Source organism: Flagellimonas abyssi (assembly GCF_019457905.1).
Lineage (GTDB): Bacteria > Bacteroidota > Bacteroidia > Flavobacteriales > Flavobacteriaceae > Flagellimonas > Flagellimonas abyssi.
In genome coordinates this window covers 116,242-128,588 of sequence record NZ_JAHZSV010000013.1, presented here as the reverse complement: position 1 = coordinate 128,588, position 12,347 = coordinate 116,242, and the positions used below count along the sequence as shown (strand labels likewise).

At 42.3% G+C, this 12,347-nt stretch carries 14 protein-coding genes; 4 read left to right on the top strand and 10 right to left on the bottom strand.

The window, feature by feature from the left end:
* Positions 1–53: 53 nt before the first annotated feature.
* From K1F36_RS11030 to K1F36_RS11015, 4 genes are all read right to left on the bottom strand, one after another.
* Positions 54–1,511 carry a hypothetical protein gene (locus tag K1F36_RS11030; protein ID WP_220113868.1) on the bottom strand — a complete coding sequence of 486 codons (1,458 nt, stop codon included), beginning with the start codon at positions 1,509–1,511 and terminating at the stop codon, positions 54–56.
* Positions 1,483–2,085 carry a hypothetical protein gene (locus K1F36_RS11025; RefSeq protein ID WP_220113867.1) on the bottom strand — a complete coding sequence of 201 codons (603 nt, stop codon included), beginning with the start codon at positions 2,083–2,085 and terminating at the stop codon, positions 1,483–1,485. The genes K1F36_RS11030 and K1F36_RS11025 overlap by 29 nt, the downstream gene beginning before the upstream one ends.
* Positions 2,075–2,611, bottom strand: coding sequence for an RNA polymerase sigma factor (locus tag K1F36_RS11020; RefSeq protein WP_220113866.1), 537 nt, complete (start codon positions 2,609–2,611; stop codon positions 2,075–2,077). Before K1F36_RS11020 ends, K1F36_RS11025 begins: the two co-directional genes overlap by 11 nt.
* A 151-nt stretch (positions 2,612–2,762) precedes the next feature.
* On the bottom strand, positions 2,763–3,188 hold the full coding sequence (locus K1F36_RS11015) for an Ohr family peroxiredoxin (protein ID WP_220113865.1): 426 nt from the start codon (positions 3,186–3,188) through the stop codon (positions 2,763–2,765).
* A 211-nt stretch (positions 3,189–3,399) separates the two neighbouring features.
* On the opposite strand from K1F36_RS11015, the gene meaB reads away from it, so the two are divergent.
* From meaB to K1F36_RS11000, 3 genes are read left to right on the top strand one after another with little or no spacing between them, the layout of a single operon-like run.
* Complete coding sequence (gene meaB / locus K1F36_RS11010) at positions 3,400–4,443, top strand: methylmalonyl Co-A mutase-associated GTPase MeaB (RefSeq protein ID WP_220113864.1); 1,044 nt, start codon at positions 3,400–3,402, stop codon at positions 4,441–4,443.
* 35 nt (positions 4,444–4,478) lie between these two features.
* Positions 4,479–5,441, top strand: a complete 963-nt coding sequence (locus K1F36_RS11005) for a glycosyltransferase family 2 protein (RefSeq protein ID WP_220113863.1) — start codon at positions 4,479–4,481, stop codon at positions 5,439–5,441.
* Positions 5,422–6,294, top strand: a complete 873-nt coding sequence (locus K1F36_RS11000; RefSeq protein ID WP_220113862.1) for a lysylphosphatidylglycerol synthase transmembrane domain-containing protein — start codon at positions 5,422–5,424, stop codon at positions 6,292–6,294. The genes K1F36_RS11005 and K1F36_RS11000 overlap by 20 nt, the downstream gene beginning before the upstream one ends.
* Here K1F36_RS11000 and K1F36_RS10995 read toward each other — a convergent pair.
* From K1F36_RS10995 to mazG, 6 genes are all read right to left on the bottom strand, one after another.
* Entirely contained in the window at positions 6,291–7,949 is a 1,659-nt protein-coding gene (locus tag K1F36_RS10995) for an ArnT family glycosyltransferase (protein WP_220113861.1), read from the bottom strand. The two genes, K1F36_RS11000 and K1F36_RS10995, sit on opposite strands and share 4 nt — an antisense overlap.
* On the bottom strand, positions 7,946–8,515 hold the full coding sequence (locus K1F36_RS10990; RefSeq protein ID WP_220113860.1) for a phosphatase PAP2 family protein: 570 nt from the start codon (positions 8,513–8,515) through the stop codon (positions 7,946–7,948). The genes K1F36_RS10995 and K1F36_RS10990 overlap by 4 nt, the downstream gene beginning before the upstream one ends.
* Positions 8,515–8,742: a hypothetical protein gene (locus tag K1F36_RS10985; RefSeq protein ID WP_207032424.1), complete on the bottom strand. Its 228-nt coding sequence runs from the start codon at positions 8,740–8,742 to the stop codon at positions 8,515–8,517. Before K1F36_RS10985 ends, K1F36_RS10990 begins: the two co-directional genes overlap by 1 nt.
* Before the next feature lie 52 nt (positions 8,743–8,794).
* Positions 8,795–9,274, bottom strand: coding sequence for a cupin domain-containing protein (locus K1F36_RS10980; protein ID WP_220113859.1), 480 nt, complete (start codon positions 9,272–9,274; stop codon positions 8,795–8,797).
* Between the two features lie 9 nt (positions 9,275–9,283).
* Positions 9,284–10,651, bottom strand: coding sequence for an MATE family efflux transporter (locus K1F36_RS10975; RefSeq protein ID WP_220113858.1), 1,368 nt, complete (start codon positions 10,649–10,651; stop codon positions 9,284–9,286).
* 81 nt (positions 10,652–10,732) lie between these two features.
* Positions 10,733–11,506: a nucleoside triphosphate pyrophosphohydrolase gene (gene mazG, locus K1F36_RS10970; protein WP_220113857.1), complete on the bottom strand. Its 774-nt coding sequence runs from the start codon at positions 11,504–11,506 to the stop codon at positions 10,733–10,735.
* Positions 11,507–11,658: 152 nt separating this feature from the next.
* On the opposite strand from mazG, the gene K1F36_RS10965 reads away from it, so the two are divergent.
* Positions 11,659–12,303 carry a GDSL-type esterase/lipase family protein gene (locus K1F36_RS10965; RefSeq protein ID WP_220113856.1) on the top strand — a complete coding sequence of 215 codons (645 nt, stop codon included), beginning with the start codon at positions 11,659–11,661 and terminating at the stop codon, positions 12,301–12,303.
* Positions 12,304–12,347: the final 44 nt, after the last annotated feature.

The following is a 12,347-nucleotide window of genomic DNA, read 5'->3' as shown; positions in this document are numbered from 1 at the left end:
AAGAGTTATATCGACCAATATTCGAGGTGGTTCCTTGGGACGTGCAAAACAAGCTAGTTTTTAAGAACCACCTCGCTGTATTTGGAATTTATTTTGATGGTCTTGCCACCATTCTTGCTGATGTTATAGCCTGTATGCAGATTGGACCCATGATTCTTCACAGAGGTCAACTTTAATGTTTTTGGGTAAGTAAAACCAGAGGTTGTTTCATTTACGGAGATAGCGTAGGAAGCTTCGGGTAGTTTACAGTCAAGTTCGCCGTTCTCCATGGAAATGTTGATGGTATTGAAACCACTGGCCACCTCATCAATGCTCAAGGCACCAAAATTATTGGTCACCAATGCATTGTTCACCACCCTCCCGATTACTACGTTGGATGAAACCGAGTTCAGTTTCAAATCCTTTACCTCTTTCAAATTCACCTTATCGGAGTAATCCGTCTTCAGACTGCCATAATTCCAATTTTGCACCACAACAGGGGAATAGGACACTCGAATATCAGTATTGGCCCCATCAATGGTAGAGGCAAGCAAGCTTGCGTAGGACAAGCTTGCGTTGATGTTTTTGGCATTCTCCGCCAATTTTACCTCACCATGGCGTACATTCATTTTTACCTTGATGTACTTCGGCATTTTGATGATGATTCGTTTTTTGACCTTATACTCTTTATGTTTTCCATCAGATGAAAAATAGAACACGTTTGGACTTCCGTGTACCCTTACCTCTTCACGTAGTTTCTTTCTGAACTCCGCCTGCTCAGCTCTTATTTCTGCTTGGTGGGCACGGATTTCTTCACGTTGTTCCTGCATCCTCTCATGCATTTCTTCACGTACTTTTTCGCGCTCTTCCCTAACTTTCTCACGTTCGTCCCTCAACTCTTCTCTCCGGGCCTCGCGCTCCTCGGCCAATTTTTCCATCTCTTCGCCCCATTTCTCAAAACGCTCCTTATATTCCTTATCAAAGGTTTTGTCGAATTCCTTTTTCCATTCCTTCATGTATTTATCTCCATCCTTCTTGTAGGCATCGTAATCAAACTCAATTGGAGGAAAAGGTGGCAAGGGCGGCATGGAAGGCATTACCGCTATTTCAGCAAAATCAATCTCTGGCATTTCCGGTATCTCCACACTGGCCATAATCTCGGCAACCGAGGGCATTTCGGGAATATCTATGTTCACCGTGTTAAAATCGAAGGCATAGCTAGGCCCGGCTCCTTCGGTACTGATTTCAATTTCCTTGCTGTTACCCATAATTTTGACCAAATCCTTTTTGAAATAAGAATCGGCTTCCTCCTTCTCCACTCCTTCCAGTTCGATTATTGCCGTAATTTCCACCTGGTCCTTGTCCCAAGTCTCAAATTGGATATCCGCATAACTGGTATTGATATTCAATTCCGTGTCATTATCGACATTGAAGGTTTCCTTGTAGGTTTTGGACTTCTCCTGCGCTTGGCCGGTAAATCCGACCAAGGCAAGAAGCAATCCGCTAAACAATATTTGATGATTCCTGTTCATTTTTTGATGATTTTAATTGATTCAACTTTGATTGTAATTTTTGCAACAACTGCAACCGTAGCTGTAGGTTGTTGATCAAGGCATTGATGGTTTGGTCATTGGGTCCCAATTCGTTCAACTCCTGATTAAGTCTCTGGTATTCCTTGTTCAGTTCCGCCAAGCGATCCATATAACTATCCACGAGCTCCTTGTTTCCAGGGTCATCGGCCAACTCAGCCAATTGCAGATTGATGTTTGTGGTATAATAGGTTTCGATTTTTTTAAGATCCGGTGAAAGGTCCCCCAAGGAAATACCTTGAGCTTCTTCATTGGGATTTTCCCTGTCCACCACCGTTATCTTTTCATCGGGCACAACCTCGCCCCCATTATTGTTGAAATAATAAACGGACAACCCTACAGCAACCACAACAGAAGCGGCAATCTGCATCCAAAGGGAAATGACCTTTTTCTTGGGAGGATTATTGGGCAACTCCTCTTCGAGCTTCGCAAAAAAGCGGTCCTCATGTCCCTCCCTCATTTTGAAGCTTTTTTGCTCCCTTTCCTTTTCAAACAATTCTCTAAGATCACGTGCCATAAGCTAAATCTTTTAATTTTTCCTTTAATTGTGTTTTTCCTCGTAGCAATCGGGTGCGCGATGCGGTTTCGGTTATTCCAAGTATTTCAGAAATTTCCGAGTGGTCGTACCCTTCCACTAAGAACAATTGTACAACATACCTATATTTTTGGGGCAACTCTTCAATCGCTTTCTTTACCTGATCAATGGAGATTCCTTCCTCCACGGACCAATCATCCTCCTCGGCCACTTGCAAATAACTCTCATTGAGTTCCACAGTTCGTTGGTGCTTCGACTTTAAAAAATCGATACTGCCGTTTACAACAATTCTCTTCAACCAGGCCCCGAACGTAACATCTCCCTTAAACTGTCCAATACGCTGAAATGCTTTGATAAAGGAATCCTGCAACACATCCTCCGCATCATCGGTATTTTTAAGGAACCTCATGGCCACACAGAACATACCATCGCAATATTGGCGATACAGTTGCATTTGTGCTTGGCGGTCGTTCGCCTTGCACTTTTCTACAAGCTCGATATGGAGCACACTTGGTTCTATGTCTGGTTTTTTAGTTGTTCTGTACTAATGACGTTGCAAAAAATGCAACGTTGCAAATTAGGGCGTTTTTTATTCAATTTTAACAAAAAAAAGCCCCGTTGAAAAATCAACAGGGCTCATTATTAAGAAGTTAAACCAATTATTCGTCCAACAACAAATTTAGGTGAACTGTGATATTATCACGCGTTGCCTTGCTGTAAGGACACATATCGTGGGCTTCGTTGATAATAGTTTCACCTGTTTCCTTATCTACCGTGGGCAAATACGTATCCAAAGTAACCTCTAAGAAAAATCCATCGTCTTCCTTATTAAAGGCAACTATGGCCGTAACGCTAAAATCCCCAAGATCATCAATATCATGGCTTTTGGCAACAGCCTCCACTGCACCTGCGTAGCAAGTAGAATATGCGGCGGCAAACAGCTCCTCCGGATTTGTAGATTTTGGATCAGGCTTTCCCTTAGAATTCGGCATGCTGATGGGAAAGTCCAAAACACCGTCCTCGCTCTTTACGTGTCCTGATCTTCCTCCTGTATTGGTGGCCTGGGCCTCAAAAATAGTCTTCATCTTTTAAATGTTTATAGGTTCATAAAAATCGGCAGCTTTGCAGTTGCCAATCATTAAACGAATAAGGTACCAATTTGCTAGCGGATGTCAGCTCAAATAGATATTAAATTTTTGTGAAATGGATAGATTGGAAATCCGCCTTCAAACAGACCAAAGAACTGACAAACCCGTAAAATCTTCATAAATTCGTATAAACTGATGAACCGTACGCTTGGCAGACGATAATAAAACACCTTCGAACACCATTTCCAAAATCAAGGCGCTCAGAAAACAAGAGCTTTCTGCCGATGCCTTGGCACAAGGTATTTTTGATGGTAACAAAGCTATGCTTGCCAAAGCCATAACCCTTTTGGAAAGCACAAGGACGGCCCATTTTGAAAAAGCAAACGCCGTTATTGAAAAGTGTCTTACCCGACCCACGAACAGTATTCGTTTGGGAATTACGGGAGTTCCCGGGGTCGGTAAAAGCTCATTTATCGAAACCTTGGGCAAAACCCTTACAGACCAAGGCAACAAGGTGGCCGTTTTGGCCGTGGACCCCACCAGCTCTTTGAGCAAGGGAAGCATTTTAGGCGATAAAACCCGAATGGAAACCTTGGCCAAGGACCCAAACGCCTTTATCCGCCCCTCCCCTTCCGGAACCTCCTTGGGCGGTGTGGCGCAAAAAACCCGTGAAAGTATCATCCTCTGTGAAACTGCTGGCTACAATGTGATCTTGGTAGAAACCGTAGGTGTTGGCCAAAGTGAAATAGCGGTACACAGCATGGTGGATTTTTTCCTGCTTTTAAAATTATCAGGTGCTGGCGACGAACTGCAAGGCATAAAAAGGGGCATTATGGAAATGGCCGATGCCATAGCCATAAACAAAGCGGATGGCAGTAATTTGGAGCACGCCAAGCTGGCCGTAAGCGAATTTTCCAGAGCATTGCACCTGTATCCGCCCAAAGCCAATGGATGGACGCCCAAAGTGATGAAGTGTTCCGCGGTGGAAAAAACAGGCATTGAAGAAATCTGGGGAATGGTGCAGCAATTTGTCGAGCACAACAAGAAAAATGGCTTTTTTGAAAAGAACCGACAGCAACAGAACAAGAACTGGTTTCTTCAAACGGTGGACGAATACATCAAACAATTTTTCCATCAAAAAGAAACTTTTAAAATAGAACAGGCCCAATTGTTGACAGAAATCGAAGACCACAAAATTTCGCCGTTCTACGCCGCAAAAGTCCTATTGGACAAGATTACCAAGGAACTTTAAATAAAAGCAATAAATTTGCACAGATTTTATACTGAATGAGCACTGTTACCGACTCCCTTTTATCCATAGTGGTTCCTTTGTACAACGAGGAGGACAATGTGGTCCTTTTGACCCAAAAAATCAACGAGAGCCTTGAGGGATACAACTATCAAATTGTATACGTGGATGATTTTTCCACGGATAAAACCCGCATCAAGGTCAAGGAAATGGATGATAAAAGAGTCCATTTGATTGAATTGAAAAAGAACTACGGCCAGAGTTTGGCCTTGGCAGCAGGAATCGATTATGCCGAAGGAGAATATATTATCACCATGGACGGGGATTTGCAAAACGACCCCTCCGATATTCCGGGAATGTTGGAATACGCCATTACCGAAGAATATGACCTCGTTACGGGCATACGTCAGAAAAGAAAGGACTCCCAAGTCAAAAAAATACCGTCCAAAATCGCTAACTTTTTGGTACGGAGGGTTACCAAACTTGACATTAAGGACAATGGCTGTGCGCTCAAGGTTTTCACCAAGGATATAGCGAAAAGCCTGAATTTGTATGGCGAGATGCACCGGTTCATCACACTTTTGGCCCATTTGGAAGGTGCACAGATAAAACAAGTTCCGGTAAAACATCACGCCAGGCACGCTGGGGTTTCCAAATACGGTTTGGAACGGGTTTTTAAGGTAGTGGCCGATATGATGCTGTTACTGTTCATTAGAAAATACTTCCAACGCCCCATCCATCTCTTCGGAATCTTTGGGGTGCTACTGGTAATCCTTGGGGTTTTGATCAACGTTTACTTATTGATTGTGAAACTCGGATTTGGACAGGATATCGGAACCAGACCATTGCTTATTTTCGGGATGATGTTTATTGTTGGTGGAATCCAATTGTTCACCATCGGAATTGTGATGGAACTTTTGATTCGTACCTACTACGAATCACAGCAGAAGCGACCATATCGCATTAAAAAAATCAGCATAGGTGACGGAAAAGCTGCGTAAAAAGAGCATTACTGCTCTAAAAATTATTATCAGTGCAGTATTGATTTACTTTATTTTTACCAAAATAGAGTTGAAGGATGTGCTCCAAACGCTAAAAAAGAGCGACCCACTATACTTATTCTTAGCGTTGCTGTTTTTTGTATTGTCCAAAGTTTTATCGGCTTTTAGAACCAACTTATATTTCCATCAAATCGGAGCAAAGATTTCCCAGTTGAGCAATTTGAAGCTTTACTTGTTGGGAATGTTCTACAACCTGTTCCTGCCTGGAGGCATTGGCGGAGATGCCTACAAAGGCTACGTGATACAGAAAGAATATCAACCCGGCACCAAAAAAGTGGTGTCCAGTTTGCTGCTGGATCGTTTAAGCGGGATGTTGTTGCTTTTTGTATATGCTTGTGTTCTTGCCCTGTTGTCCAAAAATGAATTTTTCCAAAGCTTTTATGGGTTGATTGTAGCTGCCATTCCATTGAGTGTGGTTGTGTTTTGGTTCGTGAACAAGACCTTTTTTTCCACCACCCTACCCGTTTTTTGGAAATCCGTGGGATTTTCGGCCTTAGTACAATTGGCACAATTGGTCAGTGTACTTTTCATTTTGAAGTCTTTGTCCGTACGTTTGGATACCATTGAATACCTGTTTGTATTTCTGGTTTCTTCGATTGTCTCCGTAATTCCTTTGACCATTGGAGGGATTGGCAGTAGGGAGGTTACCTTTTTATACGGGGCAAAATGGCTGGGATTAGATGAGAGCACATCCATTGGGATTAGCTTCGCTTTCTTTTTAATTACTGCCCTAACTTCGCTGTTTGGGGTGATCTATCACTTTAAAAAACCAAAACTGGAATCCGTGGACTAGTCCAAATGCACCAAATGCATTTTGTTCAATTTATCTTCTCGGGTATTCGGATTTAGGAATTTGATCTGCAATCGGGTGATACGGAACTGATCCACGGTAATTTGCTCGTCCCAAGCAATTCCATTGTCTTTCAATTGTTTTAATTCGTCATCCGTGGCGTAGACCCAAACATCCTCCTTTTTGGCAATTTCCGGTATTGAAACTATTTCAACCGGCTTTTTGTTATAGAAATCCAACGACCAAGAATATCTTTCCGAGATCTTATAAATATTGTCCACGGGAATATTGTTCTCCCGTACCTTTTCTGCCATATTGGAACCACCTTGATAATCGAGCAGTTTGGGGTAAAAATGGGCATTCATTAAACCGTTTAACAGAACTGAACTCAAAATGCCTATCGTTAAAATTTTTGTGTAGGGAGTTTCTTTTTGGATGATTAAATATGCAACCAATGCGAGCGCTATCAACAATAACAAATAGCTGTACCAATGCTCCAATTTGAAGACGTAGAAGCTCACCAACAGCGCAAAGACCACCACCAATCCCAATATAAAATATTGGATGCCCAAAATCACCTTGGCCATCTTCAATTTCTGATCCTGATACAGAACAAATAGAAAAGCTGCGGATAAAATCGAATACAAAGGCATCAAAATGTTCATGTAGTGCGGCAATTTAAACTGCGCAAAACTGATGAGAAGGAACAAAATGGAAATCCCGCCCACGGTCAGAAATTCCAAATTGGGTCTGTAAGCAAACTTGGCTTCCCAGAAGGCTTTTACCTTCGTCCAGTAGCCAATCAAAGCAAGAACCGTCCAAGGCAGGAAAACCCACAAAAAAGTATGGAAGAAAAAGAAAAAATCACTACTGTTCTTCCCAACGCCCTCTCCACTCATACGTTCAAAACTCTGCTCCCAAAAAATAAAGAAGATACCGCTTCGATTGTCCTTGCCACGAATCACTTTTTCGGGATGTAAATCAAACTGATGGTAATACGCATACAGCATTGGGGCAATCGTCAATCCAAATACCAAAACGGCCACTAAGATTCTCCAATTGAGCAATCGTCCCCACTTTCGGGTATAAGCCAAGTGGCAAAGAATGGAAATACCAATCACGACCAAGGCAATCTGCCCTTTGGTGGAAAAAGCCATTCCCGCTCCAAAGGCCCCCAAAGCAATACTTTTTAGTGTTCCCTTTTCAATATAGGTCGCCAATTGCCAGATGGAAAATATGGTGAATCCTGTCAACACAGCATCGGTACGGACATCAATGTTGGCCAAAACCATGGTTTGAGCCGTCATAAAAATCAATGAGGCGAACCGACCTACATCCTTATTATATAGTAATTTTCCAAGTCCGTAGCAGCTATAAGCCCCCAACAAAGTGGACAAAATACCTGGAATGCGGTACGCCCAATCGTGAACACCAAAAATTTTATAGGAAAGTGCGGCCAACCAGTAGTGCATATGTGGCTTGTCCAGATATTCTTCAGGTCCTTTAAACAGGCTCAAAAAATCATTTTCCTGCGCCATTCGCATGGCCATGACCGCAAATTGGGCGGAATCGTTCTCGAACAGGGTCGCGAACATCCCAATGATGTACACCAAGACAATCAATCCAATATAAAACCAGTATCTGGCGGTCGAAATCATACCCCTGTTTTTTGGAAAGCAAATATAGCCAACTTGGCCCACAACCAACCGAAAAGTGACCCTACCAAGACGCCTGTCAGCACGTCCAACGGATAATGCACGCCAATATAAATACGGCTATAGGCCACAATACAGGCCCAAAACAGCAAAACCCAAGAAATATATTTCACTTTATTTATGAACAACACCGTAAAGAAAATCGCTGGGCCAAATGAGTTGGCCGCGTGGGCAGAAAAATACCCAAATTGTCCGCCGCAATAACTTTTTACCAAGCGCATTGCACTGCTTACTTCGGGTTCGTGGCAGGGACGCAAACGACCGATGCCATACTTGAAAAAGTTGGACAGTTGATCGGTGCAAGTAATCAGCAAAGCGATGGACACCAAAATAATTCCTGTTCCCTTCCAACCAAAGGTTCTGTAAGATAAATAGAATAACAGTAGATAAAGTGGCGCAGAGTTTCTGGTCGTCGTTATGAACATCCAGAAGCCGTCCCACGCTTCGGTTCCCAATCCGTTAAGGAACAAAAACAGTTCTTTATCGTATTGCAGTACTTGTTCGATCATTAATCGTCGTATCTGGAGACTTCTCGATCATAAAAAGCAGTGGCTGCCTCAATCAGGTTTTCTGTTTCGTCCATTAAATCGGCTTCATCTTCTTTGGAGAATTCTTCCATCCATTCGACTTCATCATTCTCTAGGTTAATAATGAATCGTGGGTATTCCGTGTGAACGATAAAAATGGCCTCGGGAAAATCCGTATTGTCGGCCAATAAAAATTTAGGTAGTTCCATTTATCAAATAGTTAGATTTCAAATTGTTGGAATCTTTTTAATTCAAGCGCCTTTATCTATTAGTTTTTAGCTTTTCTGCTACCTCGTCATAATATTCTTGTGACAGTACTTCAATCCACGTTGTTGGCTGTTCGCCACTATACAAAGCCAAATACGTAACATCACTGAACTTTGTTGAGGAATGCCAATGCTCAATATTTTTTTCACATTTAATAACATCGCCTGCTTTTAGTATCATAGGTTCTTTACCTCTTTCTTGATAATATGCTTCTCCATCAACAATTATAAGAACTTGGGCAGAACTATGTTTGTGCCAATCCAAGGTGGAATTGGCTTTAAAGGTTGCTTTTGTGATATTATAACCAAGCTCTGCATCATTGTGAATAATAGGATTTAGCCAGGCTTCTCCTATGTAATGCGTGTTTGGAGCTTTAGTGCCTTCTGTAAGGTATGAAGAAACATTATATTCAGAATTTTGGGAAAATACCGATATTGAGGTTAAAATTAAAAGAGTAAAAATTGAACTTTTCATTCTACACGTCTATAGATTCATATATTTCTTCGTCAAAAAGTTGAATCGAAGATACAACATTACGGCCGATGCGGTAAGGCCCGACAGCAATCCGATCCAAATCCCTGTGCTTTCCAAATTAGTGTGCAAGCCCAAATAAAAACAAATCGGGAAACCAATCAACCAATAAGCGATGAACGTAATGAGTGTGGGCACCTTCACATCTTGCAGACCGCGTAGCGCTCCCAAAACCACTACTTGAAGCCCATCGGAAATCTGAAAAAATGCCGAAACCAACAACAATTTGGCAGCAATAAATATCACTTCGGTATTATCAGCCTGATTTGCGATATCGTCCACATCCAAATAAATGGTGGGGAACCAATGCCGTCCGATCAAGAAAATGGCCGCGAAGGCTATTTCCACAAGCAGGGTCAAGAAAAATACCGATTCGGCGATGCGCTTGAGTTCTTTGTGGTTTTGAAGTCCTTTTTGGTTCCCGACCCTGACCATTGCTGCAACGCTGAGTCCAGTTCCTACCATAAACGTCATACTGCTCAAGTTCAAGGCAATCTGATTGGCGGCCTGCGCATTTTTGCCCAATACCCCGCTCAACCAAATGGCTGCGGTAAAAATGGCAACTTCAAAAAACATCTGCAAAGCGGATGGAAAACCAAGGTTGATGATTTTTTTCATCACTTTCTTTTCAATACTTCTAAAGTTGAAATGGGTCACGTAGAATTCAAACTTCTTTTTTCGTTGGAGCAGATACCAAATAAACGCGACCATAATCACACGTGAAATCAAAGTGCCCACGGCTGCCCCTACAATCCCCATTTTGGGAAATCCGAAGGAACCAAAAATGAGCAGATAATTCAAGGTGATGTTGACCACATTGGCCACAATAGTAGTGTACATGGGGTATTTGGTCTGCGACAGACCATCAGAAAACTGTTTAAAAGCCTGGAATATGATCAAAGGCACCAGCGAAAAAGCCACCAAATCCAAATACGGCATGGCAAGTTCCACTACCTCAGGAGGCTGCTCCATATGATGCATCAAGGGTTTGGAAACTTGAATCAATCCAAAAAGGGACAATCCCAATAGGGTACAAAGCACCAAACCGTGTTTCAGGGCACTTTTGCCTGCCGCTCGGTCTTTCGCTCCATCCGCTTCGGCGACCAAAGGCGTAATGGCCGTGGAAAATCCAATACCAAGGGACATGGCGATAAAAACAAAACTGTTTCCCAAAGAAACGGCTGCCAGTTCGGCGGTTCCCAACTGCCCCACCATAATGTTGTCCGCAAAGGCCACAAAGGTATGGCCCAGCATCCCCAAGATTACGGGGTAGGACAATTTGAGATTATAGGCAAATTCTTTGGTGTAGTTTTGAAACACAACGGATACTTAAAAAGGATGGCAAATATAGCCAGATTGGTGACATTTGTCTCCAAACTTTATGTTAGCTTACGGACAAATTTAAAGTTGCTTCGCCTCTTCCCAGAACACGTCCATTTCGGCCAGACTCATATCGCTCATGGTTTTTCCAGCCTCTTTGGCTTTTTGCTCCAAATATTGAAACCGGTTGATGAACTTTTTATTGGTACGCTCCAATGCATTCTCTGGGTTGATTTTTAGAAAACGGGCATAGTTCACCATGGAAAATAGCACATCACCGAATTCGGATTCCATTTTGTCGGCATCATTGGCCTCCACCTCTTCTTGAAGCTCGCCAAGCTCCTCTTTCAATTTTTCAAAAACCTGTTCGGGTTTTTCCCAATCAAATCCGACACCTGCCACTTTATCTTGGATTCGGTTGGCTTTTACCAAAGATGGCAATCCGTTGGGCACACCCTCGAGCACGCTCTTTTTGCCTTCTTTTAATTTGATGTTTTCCCAATTCTGCTTTACCTCTTCCTCATTTTCCACCTTTACGTCCCCATAAATGTGCGGGTGCCTGTTGATGAGTTTCTCACAAATACCATGGGCCACATCGGCAATATCAAAATCTTGGGTTTCCGAACCGATTTTGGCATAAAAAACAATATGCAGTAAAATATCGCCCAATTCCTTTTTTACTTCTTCCAAATCATTGTCCAGTATGGCATCGCCCAACTCGTAGGTTTCCTCAATGGTCAGATGGCGAAGGGTTTGCATCGTCTGCTTCCTGTCCCACGGACATTTTTCGCGCAATTCGTCCATAATGGTCAAAAGGCGGTCAAAGGCGGCCAACTGTTCCGATCTTGTGTTCATGGCTTTGGATTTTGTCCAAAAATACGAAGTCCGATTGGTTGAAATTCCATCGTCAAAATTTACTTATGAAAAGTATTTCGGTATTTTTCAACAAAGCCTACTTACGGAAAAATATTACTATCTTGAACCTCATTTTAGGCAAAACCAGTAGAATGAAACATCTTATTATTGCGTTGCTCATGATCCCTGCGATGGCCATGTGTCAAACCGATAATCCCTTTGAAAATGAAGTAAAGGCAATCCAGCAAAAGAATGATTCCCTTTGGGATTCGTCCCGACCGACGATTGTTTTTACGGGAAGTTCGAGCATTCGTTTTTGGGACGATGTCCAGGAACGTTTTCCAGAGCACCAAGTATTGAACACAGGTTTTGGAGGCTCTCAATTTTCCGACCTTGAGCTTTATTTGGATGAGCTTATCTTGAACTACAATCCTGTAAAAGTCTTTATTTATGAGGGCGACAACGATATTTTTGCCAAGAAGAGACCCCGAAAAATAGTGCAAAGGGCCGAATACATTCTTGGCATACTTCAACAAAGGAATCCAAATATGGAGATTGTTTTGATTTCTGCCAAACCAAGTATTGCCCGTTGGAATTACAGGGGCAGGTACCGAAGACTAAACCGTAAACTTGACAAACTGGCTGCAAAAAACGAGAAAATAGATTTTGTGGATGTTTGGTATCCGATGCTGGACAACAGAAAAGTGAAACAAGATATTTTTATTGAAGATGGCCTGCACATGAATGATAAAGGGTATGACATCTGGTACGATGTGATCAAAAACTATATAGACTAAAACTAAACAAACGTGATTTATAGATCAATTTTGCTGTTCGTTGC

What these genes read in the sequence shown, in the direction of transcription:
- K1F36_RS11030 (WP_220113868.1), bottom strand. Translation starts at nt 1,511, where the DNA reads ATGAACAGGAATCATCAAATATTGTTTAGCGGATTGCTTCTTGCCTTG.
- K1F36_RS11025 (WP_220113867.1), bottom strand. Translation starts at nt 2,085, where the DNA reads ATGGCACGTGATCTTAGAGAATTGTTTGAAAAGGAAAGGGAGCAAAAA.
- K1F36_RS11015 (WP_220113865.1), bottom strand. Translation starts at nt 3,188, where the DNA reads ATGAAGACTATTTTTGAGGCCCAGGCCACCAATACAGGAGGAAGATCA.
- K1F36_RS11005 (WP_220113863.1), top strand. Translation starts at nt 4,479, where the DNA reads ATGAGCACTGTTACCGACTCCCTTTTATCCATAGTGGTTCCTTTGTAC.
- K1F36_RS10995 (WP_220113861.1), bottom strand. Translation starts at nt 7,949, where the DNA reads ATGATTTCGACCGCCAGATACTGGTTTTATATTGGATTGATTGTCTTG.
- K1F36_RS10990 (WP_220113860.1), bottom strand. Translation starts at nt 8,515, where the DNA reads ATGATCGAACAAGTACTGCAATACGATAAAGAACTGTTTTTGTTCCTT.
- K1F36_RS10985 (WP_207032424.1), bottom strand. Translation starts at nt 8,742, where the DNA reads ATGGAACTACCTAAATTTTTATTGGCCGACAATACGGATTTTCCCGAG.
- K1F36_RS10980 (WP_220113859.1), bottom strand. Translation starts at nt 9,274, where the DNA reads ATGAAAAGTTCAATTTTTACTCTTTTAATTTTAACCTCAATATCGGTA.
- mazG (WP_220113857.1), bottom strand. Translation starts at nt 11,506, where the DNA reads ATGAACACAAGATCGGAACAGTTGGCCGCCTTTGACCGCCTTTTGACC.
- K1F36_RS10965 (WP_220113856.1), top strand. Translation starts at nt 11,659, where the DNA reads ATGAAACATCTTATTATTGCGTTGCTCATGATCCCTGCGATGGCCATG.